Annotated in this window: 18 protein-coding genes and 1 pseudogene; 2 read left to right on the forward strand and 17 right to left on the reverse strand. The window is 49.6% G+C overall.

What is annotated here, in order from left to right; translation table 11 throughout:
* From PG862_RS13305 to PG862_RS13330, 6 genes and pseudogenes are all read right to left on the reverse strand, one after another.
* Positions 1-476, reverse strand: a pseudogene (locus PG862_RS13305) (aminopeptidase); the annotation flags it as partial.
* Between the two features lie 250 nt (positions 477-726).
* Positions 727-2,025 carry a dicarboxylate/amino acid:cation symporter gene (locus tag PG862_RS13310; RefSeq protein ID WP_270707735.1) on the reverse strand — a complete coding sequence of 433 codons (1,299 nt, stop codon included), beginning with the start codon at positions 2,023-2,025 and terminating at the stop codon, positions 727-729.
* Positions 2,026-2,393: 368 nt separating this feature from the next.
* The gene (locus PG862_RS13315) at positions 2,394-3,386 is read right to left on the reverse strand and encodes an FAD-binding protein (RefSeq protein WP_118628885.1); all 993 of its coding nucleotides are present in this window, start codon (positions 3,384-3,386) and stop codon (positions 2,394-2,396) included.
* Between the two features lie 154 nt (positions 3,387-3,540).
* Positions 3,541-4,944, reverse strand: coding sequence for a dipeptidase PepV (gene pepV / locus PG862_RS13320; protein ID WP_118491213.1), 1,404 nt, complete (start codon positions 4,942-4,944; stop codon positions 3,541-3,543).
* A gap of 32 nt (positions 4,945-4,976) precedes the next feature.
* Positions 4,977-5,426: a GatB/YqeY domain-containing protein gene (locus tag PG862_RS13325; protein WP_022360228.1), complete on the reverse strand. Its 450-nt coding sequence runs from the start codon at positions 5,424-5,426 to the stop codon at positions 4,977-4,979.
* 243 nt (positions 5,427-5,669) lie between these two features.
* Positions 5,670-7,259 (reverse strand): peptide chain release factor 3, encoded by a 1,590-nt coding sequence (locus PG862_RS13330; RefSeq protein ID WP_118467550.1) that lies wholly within the window; start codon positions 7,257-7,259, stop codon positions 5,670-5,672.
* A gap of 309 nt (positions 7,260-7,568) precedes the next feature.
* Between PG862_RS13330 and PG862_RS13335 the strand changes: the two genes are divergently transcribed.
* Positions 7,569-8,342 (forward strand): type III pantothenate kinase, encoded by a 774-nt coding sequence (locus PG862_RS13335; protein ID WP_106999733.1) that lies wholly within the window; start codon positions 7,569-7,571, stop codon positions 8,340-8,342.
* A gap of 119 nt (positions 8,343-8,461) precedes the next feature.
* Here the strand turns inward: PG862_RS13335 and PG862_RS13340 are convergent, their stop codons facing one another.
* The gene (locus tag PG862_RS13340; protein WP_022360225.1) at positions 8,462-9,250 is read right to left on the reverse strand and encodes an SseB family protein; all 789 of its coding nucleotides are present in this window, start codon (positions 9,248-9,250) and stop codon (positions 8,462-8,464) included.
* 451 nt (positions 9,251-9,701) lie between these two features.
* On the reverse strand, positions 9,702-10,478 hold the full coding sequence (gene sigG, locus PG862_RS13345) for an RNA polymerase sporulation sigma factor SigG (protein ID WP_106999731.1): 777 nt from the start codon (positions 10,476-10,478) through the stop codon (positions 9,702-9,704).
* A gap of 255 nt (positions 10,479-10,733) precedes the next feature.
* Between sigG and PG862_RS13350 the strand changes: the two genes are divergently transcribed.
* Positions 10,734-11,801 carry an acyltransferase family protein gene (locus tag PG862_RS13350; RefSeq protein ID WP_270707741.1) on the forward strand — a complete coding sequence of 356 codons (1,068 nt, stop codon included), beginning with the start codon at positions 10,734-10,736 and terminating at the stop codon, positions 11,799-11,801.
* Here PG862_RS13350 and sigE read toward each other — a convergent pair.
* The 9 genes from sigE to PG862_RS13395 all read right to left on the reverse strand — a co-directional run bounded on the left by sigE (position 11,755) and on the right by PG862_RS13395 (position 22,838).
* Positions 11,755-12,513, reverse strand: a complete 759-nt coding sequence (sigE, locus tag PG862_RS13355; RefSeq protein ID WP_270707742.1) for an RNA polymerase sporulation sigma factor SigE — start codon at positions 12,511-12,513, stop codon at positions 11,755-11,757. The two genes, PG862_RS13350 and sigE, sit on opposite strands and share 47 nt — an antisense overlap.
* Before the next feature lie 56 nt (positions 12,514-12,569).
* On the reverse strand, positions 12,570-13,358 hold the full coding sequence (locus PG862_RS13360) for a sigma-E processing peptidase SpoIIGA (protein WP_270707747.1): 789 nt from the start codon (positions 13,356-13,358) through the stop codon (positions 12,570-12,572).
* Positions 13,359-13,695: 337 nt separating this feature from the next.
* Positions 13,696-14,922: a cell division protein FtsZ gene (ftsZ, locus tag PG862_RS13365; RefSeq protein ID WP_022360220.1), complete on the reverse strand. Its 1,227-nt coding sequence runs from the start codon at positions 14,920-14,922 to the stop codon at positions 13,696-13,698.
* A 200-nt stretch (positions 14,923-15,122) separates the two neighbouring features.
* Positions 15,123-15,896 (reverse strand): cell division protein FtsQ/DivIB, encoded by a 774-nt coding sequence (locus PG862_RS13370; RefSeq protein WP_207722914.1) that lies wholly within the window; start codon positions 15,894-15,896, stop codon positions 15,123-15,125.
* The gene (gene murA, locus PG862_RS13375; protein WP_118628888.1) at positions 15,868-17,151 is read right to left on the reverse strand and encodes a UDP-N-acetylglucosamine 1-carboxyvinyltransferase; all 1,284 of its coding nucleotides are present in this window, start codon (positions 17,149-17,151) and stop codon (positions 15,868-15,870) included. Before murA ends, PG862_RS13370 begins: the two co-directional genes overlap by 29 nt.
* 106 nt (positions 17,152-17,257) lie before the next feature.
* On the reverse strand, positions 17,258-18,412 hold the full coding sequence (locus tag PG862_RS13380) for an FtsW/RodA/SpoVE family cell cycle protein (protein ID WP_117795227.1): 1,155 nt from the start codon (positions 18,410-18,412) through the stop codon (positions 17,258-17,260).
* A 239-nt stretch (positions 18,413-18,651) separates the two neighbouring features.
* On the reverse strand, positions 18,652-20,001 hold the full coding sequence (gene murD / locus PG862_RS13385) for a UDP-N-acetylmuramoyl-L-alanine--D-glutamate ligase (RefSeq protein WP_270707751.1): 1,350 nt from the start codon (positions 19,999-20,001) through the stop codon (positions 18,652-18,654).
* Between the two features lie 10 nt (positions 20,002-20,011).
* Positions 20,012-20,968: a phospho-N-acetylmuramoyl-pentapeptide-transferase gene (gene mraY, locus PG862_RS13390; protein WP_022360215.1), complete on the reverse strand. Its 957-nt coding sequence runs from the start codon at positions 20,966-20,968 to the stop codon at positions 20,012-20,014.
* Between the two features lie 88 nt (positions 20,969-21,056).
* Positions 21,057-22,838, reverse strand: a complete 1,782-nt coding sequence (locus PG862_RS13395) for a peptidoglycan D,D-transpeptidase FtsI family protein (protein WP_333563220.1) — start codon at positions 22,836-22,838, stop codon at positions 21,057-21,059.
* Positions 22,839-23,069 lie beyond the last annotated feature (231 nt).

A 23,069-nucleotide genomic window follows, 5' to 3' on the forward strand; every position in this document is an offset into this window, starting at 1 on the left:
GCCGGTGTGGTGATGTGAGCCATCTTATGACCTCTCCAGATTGCCTGCAACTTCTCGCCGTCTGCGTAAACTGCTTCATAATCTGCCAGTGCGCCGCCTCTTGTGAAGTTATCGATGCTTCTTAAGCAGATGGAAACCTCGCGAAGTTTCTTCTGGTTGATGAGCTCTTTCAGGTGGTTATTGTAGATAGCTGCACCGGATGCGGTGGTCATGCCGACAAATACATCGCAGGCATCCATGCCAAGTTCCAGAGATTTCGGGAAGATGGTTGCTTTGTCTTTTCCACGAATCGGCATCATGTATACGCCGTACTCAGCGCCGCAGTTTAAAGCGGCTGCTGCCATCGCCTGGGTCATTCTCTCATCGGTCTGAGGGTCAACGACAATCAAAACTTCCTCGCCCGGTTTAACAGCCATCAGGTTGCCAAGAAGATACTGTGCACGTTCCATACATTCGATAATTCTGTTATCACTCATAGTTTTAATCTCCTTTTCTTGTTTTGTCTGGTTCCCTTAAATTTTCGCACCTTTGCAAGTGGGAATTATTTCTGTTTTTTTCCTTTTTATCCGGAAAACGTGGACTTTTCAGAACCGGGTGTTCCATATTCCATCTTTGATTCACGTTCTGCACAAATTTGTCGTTTCCCCGCTTTCCGGGTTCCATACATAACTACTGCCCAGATATATTTCACATTTCATACGAATCCGGGATGTCTCTTTCTAAAACTCAAGCTGCCTTTTTGGCTTCTTCCTGATTGAAAATCTCGTGATCCAGTTCGCCCTCCATCTGAGAAATGCAGACAGATGCTATCAGGTCGCCTACAGAGTTAGTAGATGTGTGAATCTGGTCGATGATACGATAGATTCCAGCTACCAGTGCGTATGCATCCAGCGGAAGTCCCATCTGCGTCATCAGGGTTAAGCTGATAACCAGACCAATCTGCGGAGTTGCTGCACAGCCAACGCTTAAGAAGGTTGCCTGTACAACCAGCATAATCTGCTGCTGAATACTTAACTCTACGCCGTACAGCTGTGCGGCAAAGAGAACAACGATACCAAAGTATGCACACGTTCCGTTCATCTGAGCGGTACATCCAAGCGGAAGTACGAAACTCGCAATATCTCTCGGAACGCCCATCTTCTTCGGTGCTACTTCCATCGATACCGGAAGAGCTGCTGAAGAAGTACAGGTACTAAATGCAATCATCCAAGGTTCAAACGCTTTGCGCCAGAACTTCATCGGATTTACCTTTCCAATCACGCTAAGGAAAATGCTGTATCCAACAATACTCATGGTGATGCAGGCAAGATAGTCAGTTAAGATGAATTTCAGAACCGGTCCGAAGATGGCAACGCCATATTTTGCAAGTGCTACAGTCATCAAACTGAATACGCCGTAAGGGATGATTCCAAGAATCATATCGATAACCTTAAACATCGTCCGTGAGCAAAGGCTGATGATGTCACATAACGGCTGCGCTTCCTTGCCGATGCTGATGATGGCAAATCCAAGAAACAGGGAGAAGACGATAATCTGCATCATCTCGCCACTTGTCAGTGCCTGGAATGGGTTGGATGGGATTAAGTCAAGCAGTGTCTGGTAGATACCCGGAAGTTCTTTCACCTCCATTGCTGTCTCTGCCGTTCCCAGCTGCAAGCCGTGTCCCGGTTTGATAATATTGGCAAGTATCAGACCGATGGTTGCTGAAATACCGCCAGTTGCTAAAAACCAGATGATGGTTTTAACGCCGATGCTTCGAAGTTTCTTGATATCACCCAGTGAGAGCGCCGCGTCGATGATACAGAAGAACACCAGCGGAACGACAATCATCTTGATCAACTTGATAAACAAATCTCCAATGAACTGGAAGAACGGAAGGACATATCCGTTAATGATCTCATTCTCCACGCCGCCCATAAAATTTAAGACGTAACCAAACGCGATACCTGCAAACAATGCAATGAATATTTTCACGTACAACGGAGTTTCTTTTTTCTCCGCCCCATTTTTAGTTTTCTCCACCATGTGATACCCCCTTATGTAATGGTTTTTTATTTCTCGTGTTCCTCATGAGGTTTGACTACATAGTATCAAAAAGCCAGATTATTATAAACAAATATATCGAATCGCGAATAAGTTATAATAATTCAGTGATACAGAGTTAGTTCCGACTTACTTTTTAGGTATTGTCTCCATAATAAAAACAATTTTATTTTTGCAAATCAGTTCCGTGCTGTTTTCTGTAAAATACCAAAAGCGGGTAAAAGTTTTTTCGCTTTTACCCGCTTCTTGCTTGAACCTTCTTCTTAAAGGTTCCATATTTTATTTCTATTTATTTCGTCTGCATCATCTACTGTTTTAGAAATGGCATTACATATGAACCAGCTTAGCTTTTACTGGTTATCCGAAACATAAACCGCTGCTTCTGTTCCTGCAGTCGAACCAAACATAACCGCCTCGGTCAACTCATTGCCGGAGAGCACACCTTCACCGTCTACTGCCGCTGACAGGATTGGACCTGCTGCATAAAGACCATTGATCAGCTCGCCGCTATCTTTGTTTAGCTGTTCCGCATTGTTGCTGACAACCAGGGCTGCTGCCTTGCCATCTGCCTCGTATACCTGAGATTCCTCAAAAACCGGAATCAGGGAAACATCGGTCGCTACCAGTGCCAGGCAGTCAATCTCCTGATCCTTGCCGTCCACCGTCACAGTGATGCGGTCAAGGGCACCTTCTTCATTGTAAGCGACACTCTTTAATTCTGCCTTATATTCAACCGGAATCTTCAGCTCTTCGACTTTTTTAAGCAGCGCTTCCTGTGCAAGCTCGTTCAGATTTCCCTCTTTTGCCGGGAAACTGCGGGCTACCGAGGAACCTGCCTCCTGTGTCAGATCGCCGTACTCCATTCCCAGTGTGTCGGCAAGCCAGTCTTTCGCCTCTTCGCTGTTCTCCGATACATATGCCGCCATATCCGAATTGTTCGTATTATTTCCTGCCGTCATAATATCGGACAGATAAATCTCAAAATCATCCGTAAGATTCGCCTGGAACTGCTCATCCGTATCGGCTGCATTGACATACGGTGCCATCTCCGTCATATCTGCCGCCAGCTCTTCGCCCGGTGCCAGAATCAGGATCTTCGACGGATCCATGCCCTCGGCTGCCGCCTGAACCGCCGCGATCAGTCCGGCACTGTCTCCGCCTGCGATGACAAGCTGTGCATCCGATGCTTCTGCCTCTCCGGCCGCTTCAGTTGCTGCCTCGCTTGCCGCTGCACTCTCTGTTGTATCTGCCTTACTGCCGCATCCCGCCAGTGCCGTTGTTCCCAGAACCGCTGCCGCCGTCAGAATCCCTGCCTTTTTAACTGTATGGAATGATTTTTTCATAATCGTTCTCTCCTTTCCCTCTCGCCGGAGTTCCTGCAGCCGTCTTCAAACATGCACAGTACCTCTCGGTTGTGGATTTCAGTCTAACATAGAACCTGCGGCGAATCAATTAAGGTTTCTTTAATTCTTACGGCGGAAAAAACGAAATTTTCTGTTACTTACACAAATCCGCAATCACCTGTGCAAAAATCTTCGCGCTTGCCACCAGATCACTCACATAGGCAAATTCATCCGCCCCATGCATACGGTTGTCCACGCCCGGCATCGACGCGCCAAATGCAACGCCGTTTTTCAGGTCATGCACATATGTGCCGCCGCCGGTATAGTTGCACTCGCCCTTGTTGCCGGTATAAAGCTCATAAGCATTCAGAAGTGTTCTGACAAACTCGGAATTGCCGTCTACAAAATGCGGTTCTCGCAGCTGCGGGGACTCTAACTTCATGCCGTGGGACGCAAGTTTTGCCTCCACCGGTTTCAACAGGTTGTCATCATTGCCGCCGATCGGGAAACGTCCGTCAAAGTACGCTTCCATCCGTGTCTCCGTCATCGTAAGCATTGTGAATGCCAGAGACAGCGCTCCGGATCCTTCTGCCTGCATCGCCACGCCAAGCGCCTTGCCCTCGGTATCATTCCACGGGAAGCACTCAGTCAGGCTGTGAATCAGCTTCGTCTGTCCGCAGGATGCAAATGGCAGGCGATCCAGAAGCAGAAGCAGGGATGCCAGCGCATTTTTGCCTTCCTCTGGTGTCGAGGCGTGTGCGCCCTCACCGATTGCGGTGATCACGATCGCATCTTCCTCTGCCTGAAGCTCAAACTGTACGCCGGTCTCCTTCGTCACGCCCTCTGCCATCAGACGTACCTCTTCCTCGGTCAGTCCTGTAATTGTCGCATGCGCCTTGCCCGGAACAACATTGATCTTGATGCCAGCCTCGATGGACAGGATCCGCGCATTCTCCGTCGATACCTCAAAAGAAGCTGTCACATGCCCCGGGAAACGTCCTTTTTCGATATTGATAACCGGGAACGAAGCATCCGGGGAAAATGTCATCGGCGCTTCCTTCTCCACTTTATAATAATGTTCAATATCGCTGCTGCCGCACTCCTCATCTGTTCCCAGAATCAGGCGGACATTTTTTGTCACCGGGATTCCCAGTTCTTTGACCGCACGCATCGCATACAGAGCTGCTACCGCCGGTCCTTTGTCATCCGCCGTGCCGCGTCCGTACAACTTTCCGTCTTTTACAATCGGTTCAAACGGCTGTGTCACAGTCCAGCCCTCGCCTGCCGGGACAACATCCAGGTGTGCCAGAATATCTAGCTGGTGCTCACCGTCATTTAAATCGGCGGTTCCTACATAATTATCGTAATTGTTGATGGAAAATCCATACTCTTCCGCCATTTTGAGTGCCTGTGCCAGTGCGCGGCTCGGACCTTCGCCGAACGGATCGCCCTCCTGGTATGCCGAACGCTCGCTGTTGATGCTGCACAGCGCGCATATGTCATCTAACATCTCCTGCTTGTGCGCCTCGATATACTGCTCGATTTTCTTTTTATACATAAATCTTCCGCCTCGTTCTTTTCCTTTGGTTATTATTTGGACAGAATTCCAGCCAGTACCTGGTTCACTACCTTTCCGTCTGCCTTGCCCTTTACCTTCGGCATCAGGGTTTTCATGATTTTGCCCTTGTCAGACGGTGCCGGATTTTCAATGCCAAGCTCTGCCAGAACACTTTTGATCACCTCTGCGATCTGCTCTTCGGTCAGATCCTCCGGTGCAAATTCCTGATAAACTGCCAGACGTGCCTGTGCCTCCTCGCGGATATCCGCACGATCTGCCGGAGCCAGTTCCAGAGTCTCCTTCGTCTGCTTGATCTCTTTCTTTACAACTGCGTCCGCCTCTTCCTCAGTCAGCGGGGAACGCTTGTCGATCTCCGCATTTTTCAGTGCGGATAACAGCATGGATAAGGAATCTTTTCTTGCTTTGTCCTTTGCTTTCATGGCTTCTACCATGGCTGCACGTACTACATCTACTCTGCTCATATGAAATGTCTCCTTTTCTTTTTTTATGGTCTCGCCATGCCCAGATGGGACGATGGGGACTCTCTCTTGTTTCACCATGCCCAGGGGTGCAATAGGGACTCTCTCTTGTTTTACCATGCCCAGGGGTGCAAAACCTGCGGTTTCACACCTCTGTCCGGTTGCGCCGTATAGCAGAAATCCCCCTTTCAGCGCCTGAAAAATAAATTTTCCATTCGCTGAAACGGTGCTTTCCGCTGCATGGCTTTAGTTACGCCCAAACTCGCTTAACTTAAGCTTCGGATTCCGCTCTTCCACCATTCCCACACTCCAGCTGTTGACAAACAGAAGCAGTGGATTGTCTTTGAGGTCTTTGATCCGCTTCATATCCGAAGTTCCCTGAATCTTGGCTACATCGATCTCGTCAGCGTTTTCTACCCAGCGGATGTACTCATATGGAAGTTTTTCCAGCTTGACTTCTACATTGTACTCATTTTCCAGACGGTAGGTCAGTACCTCGAACTGGAGGACGCCGACTACGCCGACGATGATCTCTTCCATACCTGTGTTGAACTCCTGGAAGATCTGGATCGCACCTTCCTGCGCGATCTGGCTGATGCCCTTGATGAACTGCTTGCGCTTCATCGTGTCCATCTGGCGCACGCGTGCAAAATGTTCCGGTGCGAACGTAGGAATGCCTTCAAATTCTACCTTTTCACCTGTACAGAGTGTATCACCGATCGAGAAGATACCCGGATCGAATACACCGATGATATCGCCCGCATATGCCTCCTCGACGATCTTTCGATCCTGCGCCATCATCTGCTGTGGCTGGGAGAGACGGATCTTGCGTCCGCCCTGCACATGCGTTACTTCCATGCCTGCCTCAAATTTGCCGGAACAGATACGCATAAATGCGATACGGTCGCGGTGCGCCTTGTTCATATTTGCCTGAATCTTGAAGACAAACGCGCTGAAATTCGGAGAGAACGGATCCACCATGCCGGTTGTCGTATTTCTCGGCAGCGGCGAGGTTGTCATTTTCAGGAAATGCTCCAGGAATGTCTCTACACCAAAGTTTGTCAGCGCCGAACCAAAGAATACCGGGGATAAATTTCCGCGGCTGACACGCTCCATATCCAGCTCATCGCATGCGCCGTCCAGAAGCTCGATATCATCCATCAGCTGCTGATGGTAGTCCGGACCGATGATGGAGTTAACCTCATCGCCCTCTAACGAGAACTCCTCAGATGCGACCTCCTTCTGTCCGCCCATTGCTGCTGTGAAGGTTGTGATCTTCTTTGTGGCACGGTCATACACGCCCTTGAAATTCTTACCACAGCCGATCGGCCAGTTGACCGGGCAGGTACGGATGCCGAGCACGCTCTCGATCTCATCCATTAACTCAAACGGATCACGCGCCTCGCGATCCATCTTGTTGATAAAGGTAAAAATCGGGATGTGGCGCATAACGCAAACCTTGAAAAGCTTGATCGTCTGCGCCTCGACACCCTTAGAACCATCGATGACCATGACCGCCGAATCGGCTGCCATCAGAGTACGGTAGGTATCCTCCGAGAAATCCTGATGTCCTGGTGTATCCAGGATATTGATGCAGAATCCCTCATAATTAAACTGTAATACGGAAGAGGTAACCGAAATACCTCTCTCCTTCTCTATCTCCATCCAGTCAGAAACCGCGTGCTTGGCCGCTTTTCTTCCCTTGACCGTACCAGCCAGGTTGATCGCGCCTCCGTAGAGAAGAAACTTCTCCGTCAGGGTTGTCTTACCAGCATCCGGGTGGGAAATAATGGCGAATGTACGCCGTTTTTTGATCTGCTCCGCTATATTTTCCAAAAAAATCTTCCTCCAAACTTACTACCATTCTTCAACTTTGTCTAAACGTATTTATTCTATATTATTTTAAACGAATACGCAAGTCCAAGTTACGGTTCACTCACGCGCGATCGGTAACAGATCTTAAAAACATTTTTCATCTTCTTCTTGATCCTTTCCTTTAAAAAACATATAATCATACTATTAACGTGGATATATAATAAATAGTAACAGTTGAACATATGAAACCGTTGCGATAACTATACAATCAACATTTTATAAGAGATGTTGATTATTGTAGAGATGCAGGAGATATAAAGGAGTTATTTTATGATTCTAGCTATCGACGTTGGAAACACCAACATTATTATCGGCGTGATCGACGCAAAAAAAACGTATTTTGTAGAACGCATCACGACCACCATCGGAAAACCGAATCTGGAATATGCCGTGGCACTGAAAAGTATTCTTGAAATTTACCATATCGCCCCAGATCAGCTTGATGGTGCGATCGTCTCCTCGGTCGTTCCGCCGCTTAACCGGACGATTCTTGCCGCCATCCGTAAAATAACGGGACTAAACGCAATGCTGGTCGGTTCCGGCATGAAAACCGGCTTAAACATCCTGATGGACAACCCGAAATCCGTCGGCAGCGATATGATCGTAAACGCAGTCGGTGCCCTTGCAGAGCATGAACCGCCAATCATCATCATCGAAATGGGAACCGCTACGACCATGTCTGTCATCGACAAAAACGGACGCTATGTCGGCGGCGCGATCCTGCCGGGACTTCGCGTTTCCCTCGACAGCATGAGCGCCAGCACTGCCCAGCTGCCGCGCATCAGCCTCGATACGCCGCGCCGTGTCATTGGCAAAAATACCATAGACTGCATGAGAAGCGGCGTCATATTTGGCAATGCCGCGATGATCGACGGTATGCTGGATCGCATCGAGGAAGAACTCGGAGAGAAAACTTCCATCATCGCCACCGGCGGCATCTCCAAGATTGTCCTGCCGCTCTGTTCGCATACGATCACGTATGATGGGGCGCTGTTGATGAAGGGATTACTACATTTATATGAAAAAAACAGGAGAACCGAATAATCAAAAAGGCTGTCTCTCGGCAGATGCATCTATATGATACATTCTGATGGGAGACAGCCTTTTTATCACAGTTTATTATGCTGACATCTATTCATTACCGGTCACGGTCACAGCAGCATTTATTTTACAACCTTCAGCTTCATATTCTCTTTCTCAATCCGATCCAGCTTCTCGCCGTCCAGACGGAGTGCAAATCCAAACGGATTTACCACGATTCCATTCACGTAATCCAGATATTTTTTCAGATCGCGGAAGCGGACTTCCATTGCTCCAAACTGGTGTTTACGGTCAAATTTGCCAAATTCTACTAAATCCGTAAATGCCGGGTAATAGCGTACACCCTTTCCGGTGGTCAGAACCGGTACTGCCGTCGTCTTCTGCGGGTCAGCAACTGGAACCAGCAGACGCGCACCGTAAAGCTCTTTGCACATCAGATCCTGCATCTGTGGGAATGCCTGGTGCTGTACCAGTGCCTGATAGAACTGATTTGCAGAACGGACCAGGGACGGGTTCATCACGATCTCGGATGTATCCTTTGGTTTCTCGATGATGCTGAACAGCGACATGGACATATGATTTTCCTGTCCCTTGTCGATCACAACTGCCTCAAAACCGCTGCGGTAGAGGTCGTTGAAAAAGGAAATACGCTGTAATGGGCGGATCTCCAGTACCTTCGTCTCTACGCCGACCATCTCCAGCCCTTTCACGAACTCATCTGCATACTCGCGGCTGGTGTAAAGGAAAGCAGCCGCCTTGCCGTTCTCTGCACCCAGGAAGAAGTTTTTCGTCGCATGGACAGTCACAACAAACAGTCCCGGCTCTCTCTGAAGCAGCTCCAGAACCTCTCCCATCACTTTTTTATCTGCTTTATCCTGATGTTCTTTCATCAGCTCACGTAATTTCTCCATTTGAATTCCTCCGGCTCTTTTTAATGTACTCTCGGAATCTTTCTGTGCTTGATTTTGTGAGATGTTTTTTTGTCAGCTGTGCCCAAATTTCTGAGGCGTACGCGGTGCGTACGTTGATGAAATTCGGGTACGGCTGGCGGAAAATCAGCCACAAAAGCGAGTGCAGAAAAGACTCCGAGAGTACATTTTATCATGCGCGAGGCTCAATCCGCCCGCGCCTGTCTTTTCTACTCTGTCTGCTGTCCATGACTGCCTGAGCGTCGCATCGCCAAGCTGCCTTTATCACTATATCAGATGGAATATTCCGCTCAACCCCAGTTCAGATAACCGTCATCTGCTTGATTTTCAGATTCTTTTTGCAGACTATATCCTCTATATTTTAACACAGAGCCGCCAAACAATCAATCAGAAGAATCTCACACAATCTCTATAACGCAATCCCTATCAACATTCAGCTCAAATAATGCTTCATGCTTTTTAACGCACTCTTCTCCAGCCGTGACACCTGCGCCTGCGAAATATGGATTTCTTCGGCAACCTCTGTCTGGGTCTTTCCCTCAAAAAAGCGCATATCAATAATGCGGCGTTCCCGATCCGGCAGGCGCTGCATCGCCTCCCCCAGCGACAGATCCTCGACCCAATGTTCCTCTGAATTTTTCTTGTCACTGAGCTGATCCATCACGTAGAGCGGATCGCCGCCGTCCGTATAGACCGGTTCGTACAGGCTGACCGGGCTCTGGATAGCATCGAGCGCATACGCTATCTCCTCTTTGCTGACTCCCAATTCTTTGGCAATCTCGCAGAGTGTCGGCTCCTTTGACTGCTTTTTCAGCAGATTTTCACGGGTATAGATCGCTTTGTATGCCGTATCGCGAAGCGACCGGCTGACCCGGATTGAATTGTTATCCCTCAAATACCGTTTCACCTCCCCCAGAATCATCGGAACCGCATACGTCGAAAAACGGACATTCTGGGTAATATCAAAATTATCAATCGCCTTGATGAGGCCGATACAGCCAATCTGGAACAGATCGTCCACATTTTCCCGGCTGCCTGAAAAGCGCTGTATTACACTGAGCACCAGCCGCAGATTCCCCTTGATATACTGTTCTCTTGCCTCCCGATCGCCCTTTAGAATCCGGCGAAACAGTTCTTCTTTCTCCTCATTACTTAAAAGAGGCAGCTTGGATGTATTGACCCCGCAGATTTCCACTTTATAGACCGGCATTTCCATTCCCTCCGTATGATGGACGATCAACGCAAACGGTTGAATCGTTTTGATTTTTGTTTTGTCACCTATACATTAGAATGAACAATTCAAAGCTCATTTATACCCGGACAAATGAGAACCGTTTTCACTCATTCCAATTTCTTGCCTTTTCTGCCGTTCCATAGTAAAATATATTTTCAGGGATTTTTGCGCGTAACTGCGAAGATACTGAACAGTTACGAAAATAGAATTTAACCACAAGGAGATCCATTCATGAACACACAAAAAAAAGCCCGTTCCCTCTACTGGGATATCGTAAAGGGATGGGGCATTATTGCGATCGTGCTGGGGCATACCGGATATTTCGCCGGGGCATTCGTCTATCTATTCCACCTGGCGCTGTTCTTCTTTATCACGGGCTATTTTTATAGTGAAACGAAATACGGGGATAGACCATTTCTCTACTTCGGCTCCCGTCTCGCCGGTGCATGGCCCAGGTATATGTTCTACACGCTGTTTTTTGTCCTGCTCCACAACTTTTTTGTGACGCACGGGCTCTATGCGGGACAGGAAGTTTACAACCATACCAGGATGCTTGCGGCATGGATGAGCAGTCTTTCCTTCAACTCCCCGGAACAGGTTCAGGGTGCCCTCTGGTTTCTGCCGGTCTGGCTGGTGTCCTCCGGGCTCTTTTCCGGATGCGTCTGGTTTGGACGCGCAGCTGCCCGCTTCACTCAGAAAGATAATGTAAAGCTTCCTGCATGTGCATTTGCAAGCATCCTGATTGGTCTTGCCGGTGTCTTCTTAAATATGAGAAGCTGCCCGCTCCCTTACAATCTGCAGGCGGCGCTGCTCGTTGTTCCGGTCTATCTCATCGCCTGGCTGATGCAGCAGTTTTTCTCCAATTTCCGCCACTATACGGTCTGGTACGGCTGCCTGATAAGCGCCCTGCTTCTGCACCTGACGAACACAAAGCTTCACATTTTCATCGATCTGGCAAGCATGCACATTCCGGGCGTCTTATTTTATCCGATCTCCATCATTGGAATTTACTTCGTCCTTTCGCTCTCCGACCTGTCCGAGCGCATCAGACCGCTAGCAAAGGTCCTTGCCTTTTTAGGACGCCATTCCTTTGACATTATGGCGATTCATTTCACGCTGTTCAAGCTGATCGATTTTGCCTATGCCCGCTTCATTTTGAAGGAAATACCGGAAACGCTTTCCAACTTCCCGGTCTCCTTCCGCTATGAAATGGGTCCGTTTTACATCCTGATCGGTCTGTTTCTTCCAGCACTTATCGGCTGGTGTATAGACCGCATTGCTGCGAAATTTCTTTCTTGAGGCGTTTCATAATCTTCTTTTCCAGCCTCGATATGTATGACTGTGAGATACCCAGAAGGTCGGCAACCTCCTTCTGGGTCATTTCATCTTCCTGCTCTCTCCCCAGACCAAAGCGCAGCTTCACGATTTTCTGTTCCCGCGGATTCAGGCGGTCGATCGCCGCATTCAACAGTTTCCGCTCTGTCTCATCCTCCAGATCCCGGTAAATAATATCCTCATCCGTTCCCAAAATATCCGACAGAAGCAATTCATTTCCATCCCAGTCCACATTCAACGGCTCATCGATCGAAACCTCGAGCTTCGTCTTATTATTTCTCCGGAGATACATCAGAATCTCATTTTCAATACAACGGGATGCATAGGTCGCCAGCTTAATATTTTTATCCACGTCAAACGTGTTGATCGCCTTGATGAGACCGATCGTCCCGATCGAAATCAGATCTTCCACGCCCACGCTGGTGTTGTCAAACTTTCTTGCTATGTAGACCACCAGGCGCAGGTTGTGTTCGATCAGCGCCGAACGCGCCTCTTTATCCTCACTGGTTCCAAATTTTCTTAAAACCTCCGCCTCACGCGCACTGTCAAACGGTGCCGGAAGGATATCGGTTCCCCCGATATAATGAACTTCCCCGTCCCGGTGCATCAGAAATGACCGGAACGACGGCATCATTTTTAAACGAAACTGACCTGGAACTGAAACTTTTATAAACATACGCTTTTCCCCCTTATGTTGTTCGCTATGGTTCAGACCATAACGGCTGTTTTTCTTCACAACCAATATTTTTCATTGAGCAGCATCTGATACTCGCCCTTCTGCGACAGCGCCTCCTGGGAAATGGCAATCCACGGCTTCTCAATCACCCGCATACCGCCCTGACCGGACACTTCCATCCGCTCCGCCTGATATGCCGGAATCACGCCGCCGCCCTTTCCGACACTCCGAAATGGGATGTATTGGACACCATCCTCCCAGGAAAAAAATCTCTCTGCCGCACACGCATCCAGCACCTGCACCGGACGCCCCGAAAGCGGCATCGTCAGATGGTTGCCTGTGTCGAGAATCGCCTGCACATGCCGCTCCCTGCCTTTGTTAAAAAGCGTTACCGCGTACTGGTGTTCCAGCTTCATACACCGCTGCATACCAAACCGCCACACCGCAGATGGAATCAGAAAACTGCCCCCCGCGGTAAACAGCCAGAACAGAAGATTCACCCGTATTCCAAGCGGCTGAACCAGTTCCATGCAGCCAGCCGCCAGCATAGATGCTATGTAAAGCCCGATCGCAGCTTCTGCCGCCTCCCACTTCCTACGGATGGAAAATGCCGTCCATGCCATCAGCACGCTCATCGTGGCGCTTAGGAGCATCCGCCCGGCATATCCCAGCGGAACCGGAGCTAACACCATTCCTAACGCATACACGGCTCCCAGAAGACTCCCTGCCAACCGCCCATACCGGCGTTCCGGCAGACGCAGGCAATTCTTCACCACCGACAGAAGCAGGAAATCCGCTGCCAGATTTTGCAGCAGGATGACATCCGCATACACACGATAGGTCACTGTCTCTTCCCACCTTTCTGTCCGACACGGGATATTATAAGAAAAAAGTTCCGCAAAATTTGTCAAACCGAGGGCGCAAAACGCCTGTTTTGATCGCCAAAAATCGGGGGAAAAACGTAAAATTTGAATAGATTCGACATAAGTCGAAGGTCTGAATCGACGATAAAAAAGAATGTGCCTTTTTGTGTAATAGGGGATTCCAAGGAATTTCCTATTACACAAAAAAACACGCATCAGAAATTTTCACTTCTAATGCGTGTCTCTTCCAAAAACAACTGCTTCTGTATATATTTTGTATTTTTGCTAAAGCAAGAGCAGTTCATCTCTCACTCTTATATTATTTCTTATTTCTCAGAAAATCCGGAATATTGATCTGTGTTTCCTGGCGCATCGGGCGGAACGGCTGTGCCGGTGCCGACTGCGGTGCTTCCTTCGGAGCGACTGGCTGTGCCGGTGCTGCTGCAGATGGTGCACGGAAGGTCGGTGCCTTGTAGGTCGGCTGCGCTGCCGCTGCAGTCTGTGCTGCCGGCTGAGCGTATGTATTGCCAGTCGTCTTTGCCTTGAACGGAGTCTTGAACTCAGTCATCGCTTTTGCGACCGGTGTGTTCACACCGTGGGAATCCAGTCCAGTCGCAATAACAGTGATCGTCGCCTCATCCTGTGCATTCTCATCGTACATCGCACCGAAGATGATATTGGCATCGTCGCCTGCAAGCTCCTGTACATAGCTGGCTGCGTCATTTGCCTCGATCAGGCTGATATCGCCGGAAATATTGATGATAACGTGGCTTGCACCCTCGATGGTTGTCTCAAGCAGCGGGCTGGATACAGCCTGCTTAACAGCCTCAAGTGCTTTGTCATCACCCTTCGCATGACCGATACCGATATGAGCGATACCCTTGTCCACCATAACGGTCTGAACATCTGCAAAGTCAAGATTGATAAGACCCGGAACATTGATCAGGTCGGTAATACCCTGTACTGCCTGCTGAAGAACCTCATCTGCTTTCTTCAGTGCATCCGGCATCGTGGTACGGCGGTCTACGATCTCAAGAAGTTTATCATTCGGGATAACGATCAGAGTATCGACAGCTGCTTTCAGTTTTTCGATACCATTGAGCGCATTGCTCATACGGGTCTTTGCCTCGAAACGGAACGGCTTTGTGACAACGCCGACCGTCAGGATGCCCATATCTTTTGCGATACGTGCAATAACCGGAGCTGCACCTGTACCGGTACCGCCGCCCATACCTGCGGTAACGAATACCATATCTGCACCCTTGAGAGCCTGTGCCAGCTCTTCCTGGCTTTCCTCAGCTGCTTTCTCACCGATCTCCGGCTTTGCGCCTGCACCAAGTCCCTTGGTCAGCTTCTCACCAATCTGCATAGCTGTGGACGCCTTGCAGAACTGCAGTGCCTGCTTATCTGTATTGATACCGATAAATTCTACACCGGCAATATCTTCATCGATCATACGGTTGACAGCGTTGTTACCGGCTCCGCCGACACCTACTACTATAATTCTGGCAGAGTTCTCTGCTTCATTTATCTTTATCTCTAACAAGATACTTCCTCCTTCATTTTCCCATCTGTTCCGGTTTTATCATCTTTATACTAAAATTAGGGTCTTTTAAATCTAGCCTACCTAATACTATATTTGATTTTCAGCAAAAAATCAATCGTTTCTTTTATAAATTTTCAATAAACCAGTCACAATGTTACTGTTCACACATACGTGCCAGTAACGGATTATGCCGATTCTTCCTAGTTTTTATCAAACCGGTACATCGGATTTGCATTCGATTCATCGTAGCTGTCCAGATAGAGGGTTCCGGACAGATCCGGATAATCCCGCAGAATATCCGTCAGCTCCGAAAGTTTCCCGTTCATCTCACTGTTGCTTCCCAGCTCAACCTTCAAGCTCCTGATTTGAAGCGTCGCTTCCTTTTCCTTATTAAAACGGATCTCGTCCACCGCAACCTCGTTGACCGACAGTACCTGCGTCAGGTTCAGAATCTCGTTGAAAACGCTGATATCCTCGACCGGCAGCGGCTGATGCAGCACGATATGTCCAAAGGAAAGTCCGGCAATCTTCGGCACACCCGGCAATGTCTCGCTTGTGCTCTCCACAATGATGCCGTCCTTGTCAAAATACATCCGGCTGTTCATGTAGGAAACGTAACCAACCACACTCTTCTCGTAGACGATCACCTCCACGTCCGACGGGCTGCGGAACACCAGCTTGTAATCCTGCACGAACGGAATTGACTTGTGCGGCCGGAAGCGGTACTGCAGATAGCAGAACACCGGATTCCGGCTCAGCCGCGAATCGAAAATAGACGCCTCTATCTGCTCTGCCGTATATTGCCGGTTTCCACTGACATGGATTGTATTGATCCGAAGCAGCGACAGACCGACAAAAAACGCGGCTGCCACAAGAAGTGCTGCCGCCGTGATCCAGATATGTTTTTTTCCACGGCGGCGCCATACCTTTTCCTCTGTCTTTTTTTCAATCTGTATCTTCTCTATCTCCATCATCCTCCCGGCGCCGGATCTCTGCTCCTAATGCCCGCAAGTCCCGGCAAATATCTTCATATCCCCGCTCAATATGTTCACATTCTGATACTCTGGTCCATCCGTCCGCCCCCAGGGCTGCCACCGTCAGGGCTGCACCGCCCCGCAGATCACGGGCACGCACCAAAGCTCCCCGCAAGGTTTCCACTCCGTCAATCCGGGCAATGTTCCCGCTGCATTCGATGTTCGCCCCCATTTTTTGAAGCTCCGCCGCTGTGCCAAACCGGTTTTCAAATACCGTCTCCCGCAGCATACTGGTTCCATCTGCCCGTGACAGCGCCGCCATCAAAAACGGCTGCAGATCGGTCGGAAACGCCGGATACGGTCCGGTTTTCACCGATACCGCCCGCAGGCGCTGTCCGCTGTGTACATATATAAGTTCCGGTTCCTGATAAAGCGAAACGCCCATATGCTCCAGCACCCCGGTCAATGCACGCAGCTCCTGTGTCTGCACGCCGTCCACGATCACCTCACCGCTGCAGGACGCAGCGGCAAGAAGATAGGTCCCGGCTACGATCCGGTCGCCGCCGATCACAAACCGGCTGTCATGGAGCGGCAATCCGCCTTCTATGATCAGCGCATCCGTCCCGATCCCCCGGATCGATGCCCCCATACCATTTAGGAAATGGCACAGCTGTCCAATCTCCGGTTCCCGCGCGCATCCCCGCAGAACCGTCCGCCCCACCGCTGCCACAGCGGCAAACAGGGCATTTTCCACCGCGCCGACACTCGGAAACGGAAAAATAATCTCTGCCCCGCGAAGTCCCGTTGTCTGTGCATGCAGGAAGCCGTCCGGCTCCGATTCCTGTATTTCCGCGCCCAGCGCACGGAGTGCCCGCAAATGCCAGTCGATTGGACGTTTTCCGATCATACATCCGCCGGGGCTGTAGACCCCCGCCTCGCAAAAGCGTCCCAGGAGCGCTCCCAAAAGCATAATGGACGAGCGCATTTTCCCCATCGCTTTCTGCTCGATCCGCCAGCCATTCATCTTCGAAGTATCGATTTCCAGACGGTTTCCGTGCAACGCACACCGGCATCCCAGAGAATCAAGAATCCCCATCATACAGAACACATCCTGTATTCTGGGGACATTTTCAAGCACGGTAATTCCGCGGTTTAACACCGACGCCGCCATCATCGGCAAAACTGCATTTTTCGACCCCTGCACCGTGAGTCCGCCCTGAATCCGGCACGGTCCGTGAATCTCGATGAAAGCCAAACAATCCCCTCCCACCGGCATCTATGTATTATTATATGCCAACGAGAGAAAATGGTTCTCATTTTCTACATTTCCCGAAGTAAATATGTAACTCCGCCAAATATTCCTACTGCTCCAGCTTAATTTGGTTCGAGACGCTTAACACCATCCCCATCTCCAGCATCAGGAACATGACGGACGTACCTCCGTAACTGATAAACGGCAGCGTAACACCCGTGTTCGGGATCGTATTCGTAACAACCGCGATATTTAAGATAACCTGAATCGCGATGTGTGCCATCACGCCGATCACGATCATCGCACCCATCAGATCCGGTGCATTTCCAGCAATTACCATGAAGCGGTAAATCATAAACATGAAAATCAGAATGACCGAAATCGCGCCAAACAGACCTAATTCCTCACAGATAATCGAAAAAATCATATCATTCTGCGCCTCCGGCACGAAACCGAGCTTCTGGAGACTCTCGCCCAGTCCCTTTCCAAACAGACCGCCGGAACCGATCGCATACAGACCCTGGAGCACCTGATAACCGCCGGAACGAGCATACTGCACCGGGTTGACCCAGACATTGATTCGTCCCAGCTGATAATCCTTCAGGATATGGAGCTTTACCAGCAAATGCCCTATATAGGGGGCGACCGCCAGAAGTCCAACGCCGCCTCCGATGCAGAGAAAAAACGGCCATTTGATCTTGCACGCCACAAACAGCATCACAAACACGATGCCGCAGATGATGATACCAGAACTTAAGTTGTTCGCCGTAACTAAAAGTGCCAGCGGCGCCGACAGCGCCACGATAAATCCGACTGCCCGCAGCTGGTTGATCCGCACGCCCAGATTAGCAATCAGAACCGCCAGAAGCAGAATCAGGGAAATCTTGACAATCTCGGTCGGCTGGAACTGGAGCGGTCCTAGGCGCAGCCAGCGCTTCTTACCATGCGATGCCACGCCCAGAGGTGTAAAACGCGTCAGAAGCAGCGTCACGTATGAAACGATATATCCCAGCATCGCAAACCGCGCAAACCAGTGATAATCTATCTTGGAGACGATATACATCGCAACAAAGCTGACACCCGCGATGCCCGCCTGACGAAGCATAAAATATCCCGGATTGCCGTAATCAAGCTGCGCCTTATAGGAGCTCGCGCTGTAAATCATGATCAGTCCGAATACCGTCAGGAAAATGATGGTAAACAGCAGACTGTAATCATAAAACCGATGTGGTTTTTTCTTTTTAATTTTTCCCGGTTCCGGCATACTTCCACTCCCCTGCTTTTTGTTGTTACAGTTTCGAAATTCTGCCTGTAAACGGCAGTTTTTCCTTCAAATCAGGGCTGCCGCAGACAAATGCCGGCTGCGACAGCCCCCTTAAATACATTAAGCCTTTATTCTTCCAATACCGAATTGCTGCGTGCTTTGCACTCCGCAATTCTCAAAAGTCACAATTCCTCCTGCAAGCAATCTTGCGTCGGATTTCCGACCTTTGAACCTTGGTATTACAAATTTCTCACAAACTCTTTGAATTTGCGTCCGCGCTCTTCAAAGTTCTTGAACTGCCCCCAGCTTGCACATGCCGGTGAAAGCAGGACGTTATCGCCCGGATTTGCGTAGGATGCACATACCTGTACAGCCTCCTGCAGATCTTCCGCGTACATGATATCATTGAAGCCGTGGCGTTTTGCACACTCGGCAATCTTGTCGCGGGTCTGTCCGATGAGCACCAGATAGCGTACCTTTCCGCCAAAGCTCTCGATCCACTCGTCAAACTCGGAATGCTTATCATATCCGCCTGCAATTAATAAGGTCGGTCCCGGCATCGCCTTGATCGCCTGCATCGCTGCATCCGGGTTGGTTCCCTTGGAATCGTTGTAGTATTTGACGCCGAAACGCTCGGTTACGAACTCAATGCGGTGTTCAACTGCCTTGAATTCCTTGATCACCTTCTGGATCTTCTCCAGCGGAACGCCCATGTTCATACTGATAGCAACCGCTGCCATAACATTTTCATGGTTATGACGGCCAAGTAACTTCAGATCGTGGATATTGACAATCACGGTCTCTTTCTCGCCGTCGTTGTATACAATCTCATCCTCTTTCAGGTAGAAACCTTGTTTCAGGGTACGCAGACTGGAAAAATATACCACCTTGATGTCTTTTAAAGTCTCACCAAATTCACGCAGTACCGGATCCTCATAGTTCAGGACGCAGACATCGCCCTCTTTCTGGTTCTTGGTAATGCTCTCTTTCGTCTCGATGTAGCATTCCATCGTCTTATGACGATCCAGATGATCCGGGGTAATATTTAAAATAGCGCTTACATTCGGGTGGAAATCGGTCATGGTCTCCAGCATGAAGCTCGATACCTCTGCAACAGTTACGGTCTCATCCGTTGTCTCCAATGCATGGAATGCAAACGGCTCACCGATATTTCCAACTACAAATACGCTGTCATAGAATGACTTCATGATCTCGCCGGTCAGGGAAGTCGTCGTTGTCTTTCCGTTCGTGCCGGTAATGGCTGCCATACGTCCTTTGGCACAGTGATATGCAAGCTGCATCTCGCCCCAGATCGGAATACCGGTTTCACGAATCATCTCTACAAACGGTGCATCGGCCGGGATGCCCGGGCTTAAAATTGCCAGCTCCACGCCTAACAAATCCGTCTTTTTCAGCTCCCCGAGGACGAACGTGATCGTCGCGCCTTCGTCAAATTTCTTTTTCAGCTCCTCTGGATCCAGTTTTTCATTGCCATCGTAAAGCACTACCTCTCCGCCTTTTGAGAGAAGGAGCTTTGCAGCTGCAATACCGCTGATACCTGTTCCTGCTACTAATACTTTCTGACTCATAATCTTCCTCCTATAATCCTAAGTATGCTATAAGGCAAAGGATTGCCGTAATAATCGAAAATACGCCTACGACCCTGGTCTCAGACCATCCGCAGAGCTCGAAATGATGATGGATCGGCGCCATCTTGAAAAAGCGCTTTCCGCCCGTCTTCTTAAAATAGGTTACCTGAATAATAACAGATAATACTTCCACCAGATAAATCAGACCCACGATCGCGATAAAGATCGGCATCTGCATCATAAAGGCACTGGAAGCGACAAAACCGCCGAGTGCCAGTGAACCGGTATCGCCCATAAACACACGCGCCGGATAGACATTGAACAGAAGAAAGCCCAGAAGACTTCCAACTACTGCGCCGGTAATCGGGCTAATGCCGCTGTTCTCCCCGATCGCCACGATCGTAAAGAACGTTGCTACCAGAATCGTCACACTGGTGCACAGACCGTCCAGACCATCTGTGAAGTTCACGCCATTGTCAGTTCCCAGAATGATGAAGAACAGTGCCGGTACAAACAGCCAGACCGGAAGCTGTAAATACTTGCCGGTAAATGGAATCAGCATCCCTGTTCCGATGTCCGGTGAGGTTACAATATAATAGGCAAAAATACCTGTGATCACAAACTGTCCGATCAGCTTCTGGATCGGATTTAAGCCCTCCGAACGTTTCATCACGATCTTGATGTAATCGTCCAGAAATCCAACCACGCCGAATCCAACGGTCATAAACAGCACCGGAATGATCTTCGGATAATCCCGGATATAGAGCAGAGACGTAATGATGATGCTGGAAAGAATTACCAGACCGCCCATCGTTGGGGTTCCCTGCTTTTTCAGATGCGTCTGCGGTCCGTCATCGCGCACCTGCTGTCCGAATTTCAACCTGTGGAGAAACGGTATCACGATCGGGCACAGCACTGCGCTGACCACAAATGCGATGATAACCGCCAGTATTGTTTCATTTACCATGTCACACCTCTAACTTATCTTCCTATGTATACAGAGATAGTTCCTCAAATTATACACTTCAATAGTATACGTCTTTTTAGGGGAATAATCAACCTCTTTTCTCCACCCCCAGATACGGCAAAATGACCTCAAACAGATCGCGGATCACCGGGGCGGCAATCGTCCCGCCATAGTAGATTCCTTCCGGTTCATCGATGGTGATAAGCGCGATCACCTGCGGATCGTCCGCCGGTGCAAACCCTAAAAATGAGGAAATATATTTTTTCCGGCTCCTTGGAAGTTTCTCCGAGGTTGCCGTCTTTCCGCCGATCCGGTAGCCCTCGATCCGGGCGTTTTTTCCACTCCCCTCCGCCACCACCTGTTCCAGAATATAACGCAGCGTCTCACTCGTCTGCTCCGATAAGATTCTCTCCCCTTTTGGATAGGTAAACACGTGGACTGCCTGACCATCTGCCCGCACGGCACGGATCCCGATGTGCGGTGTGATGCGCGTGCCTCCGTTGATCAGGGAGGATGCCGTTGTAATGAGCTGGATCGGCGTGATCTGAAACGACTGCCCAAAAGAGACGGTCGCCAGCTCCACCGGTCCAATCTGATCCGGCTGGTGCATGATCGTCCCCGCCTCACCCGGCAGATCAATCCCAGTCTTTCCCAGCAGACCAAACTGCTTAAAATACTGATAGTACCGCTCCGGTCCCAGCCGCTGCCCGACATCGATCAGAACAGGATTGCAGGAATTCATCATTCCCTGTAAAAACGTCTCCCCGCCGTGTCCGCCCACCTTGTGACACCGAATCTTCCGATCTTCCACGATCCGAAATCCCGGGCAGGAAAACTGGTCAGTCAGGTTGACCACGCCCGCCTCCAGTCCCGCAGCGGCAGTCACAATTTTGAATGTAGATCCCGGTTCGTATGTATCATTTAAACAGGGATTGCGCCACATCTGATTGAGGAGAGCTTGTTTATTTTGCGCTGATGCTGCGTGTGACTGCACTTCATTCTTCCAGGATATGTCTTCTTCTGTTTCTGAATCTTCGTTTTTTTTATCTGTCACCAGCTCAAACGGCTCATTCAATGAAAACTCCGGTGCATTTACCATTGCATAGATTTCCCCGTTCTTCGGGTTCATCACGATGATCGAGACGCGGTTCGCATTCTTTTTCTGCATCGTCTGGTACGCCGCCTGTTCCGCGTACATCTGGATATTGACATCCAGACTCGCCTGCAGATCCCGCCCTGCCTCCGGCTCGATGCGATCCTCCGCCTCATTTTCCAGCTCGATCCCCGCTGCATCCGTGAGCGTCAGGATCTTGCCATCCGTGCCCTTTAAATATTTCTCATACTGTACTTCCAGACCGATGATCCCCTGATTATCTCCCCCGGTGAATCCCAGCACTTTCGATGCCAGACGTCCATATGGATAATATCGTTTATAGTCCTCATCCACCTTGACCCCCTCCAGGCGCATTGCCCGGATCGCATCGCCCCGCGTTTTCTCTACATTGGACTGGATCACCTCCCTGGAAGATCGCTTTTCCGTCTTTTTCCGCACTTCCGCCTCCGGAAGTCCCAGTTCTTCGCTTAAAACCCGGATAACTGTCTCCGGATCTTTTACCTGATTATGAATCACTGAGATAGTACACACAGTCCGGTTATCAGCGATCACCGTTCCGTTCCGGTCAAGGATCCGCCCGCGCGGCGCTTTGATACTGCGCTCCCGCTGATGCAGCTCCTCCGCCATCTGGCTGTAATAATCCGCTTTATACAGCATGAGGAAGAACAGTCTCCCCGCCAATCCTGCCATGCACAGGCAGATGGCGGCGCACAAAAAGACAGTTCTTCCTCTGTGATGCGTCCGGTTCCGATTCATACTGCTTCCTGTCTGATCTCATTGCTACAGTATATCATAAGAACCGTTTCTTTATTCTGTATTTTCGTTACTGTTCACACACGTGTGCCCAGCAACGGGATTTTGCCGATGCTACGCATTCCAAATCGGCAAAATCTGCTGCCAGAACTGTATCGTACGGATTTTTCAGTTCAGAAAATTCCTACCTGTGAACAGTTACGTATTTTCCACACAAGATAGATAGCTCTTGCC

The sequence above is a fragment of the Clostridium fessum genome, from assembly GCF_027698965.1.
GTDB classification, from domain to species: domain Bacteria; phylum Bacillota; class Clostridia; order Lachnospirales; family Lachnospiraceae; genus Otoolea; species Otoolea fessa.

Bases quoted from the DNA above. Each gene is read 5' to 3' on its own strand.
- PG862_RS13310 (WP_270707735.1), bottom strand. From the start codon at position 2,025: ATGGTGGAGAAAACTAAAAATGGGGCGGAGAAAAAAGAAACTCCGTTG.
- PG862_RS13315 (WP_118628885.1), bottom strand. From the start codon at position 3,386: ATGAAAAAATCATTCCATACAGTTAAAAAGGCAGGGATTCTGACGGCG.
- pepV (WP_118491213.1), bottom strand. From the start codon at position 4,944: ATGTATAAAAAGAAAATCGAGCAGTATATCGAGGCGCACAAGCAGGAG.
- PG862_RS13325 (WP_022360228.1), bottom strand. From the start codon at position 5,426: ATGAGCAGAGTAGATGTAGTACGTGCAGCCATGGTAGAAGCCATGAAA.
- PG862_RS13335 (WP_106999733.1), top strand. From the start codon at position 7,569: ATGATTCTAGCTATCGACGTTGGAAACACCAACATTATTATCGGCGTG.
- PG862_RS13340 (WP_022360225.1), bottom strand. From the start codon at position 9,250: ATGGAGAAATTACGTGAGCTGATGAAAGAACATCAGGATAAAGCAGAT.
- sigG (WP_106999731.1), bottom strand. From the start codon at position 10,478: ATGCCGGTCTATAAAGTGGAAATCTGCGGGGTCAATACATCCAAGCTG.
- PG862_RS13350 (WP_270707741.1), top strand. From the start codon at position 10,734: ATGAACACACAAAAAAAAGCCCGTTCCCTCTACTGGGATATCGTAAAG.
- sigE (WP_270707742.1), bottom strand. From the start codon at position 12,513: ATGTTTATAAAAGTTTCAGTTCCAGGTCAGTTTCGTTTAAAAATGATG.
- PG862_RS13370 (WP_207722914.1), bottom strand. From the start codon at position 15,896: ATGATGGAGATAGAGAAGATACAGATTGAAAAAAAGACAGAGGAAAAG.
- PG862_RS13380 (WP_117795227.1), bottom strand. From the start codon at position 18,412: ATGCCGGAACCGGGAAAAATTAAAAAGAAAAAACCACATCGGTTTTAT.
- murD (WP_270707751.1), bottom strand. From the start codon at position 20,001: ATGAGTCAGAAAGTATTAGTAGCAGGAACAGGTATCAGCGGTATTGCA.
- mraY (WP_022360215.1), bottom strand. From the start codon at position 20,968: ATGGTAAATGAAACAATACTGGCGGTTATCATCGCATTTGTGGTCAGC.
- PG862_RS13395 (WP_333563220.1), bottom strand. From the start codon at position 22,838: ATGAATCGGAACCGGACGCATCACAGAGGAAGAACTGTCTTTTTGTGC.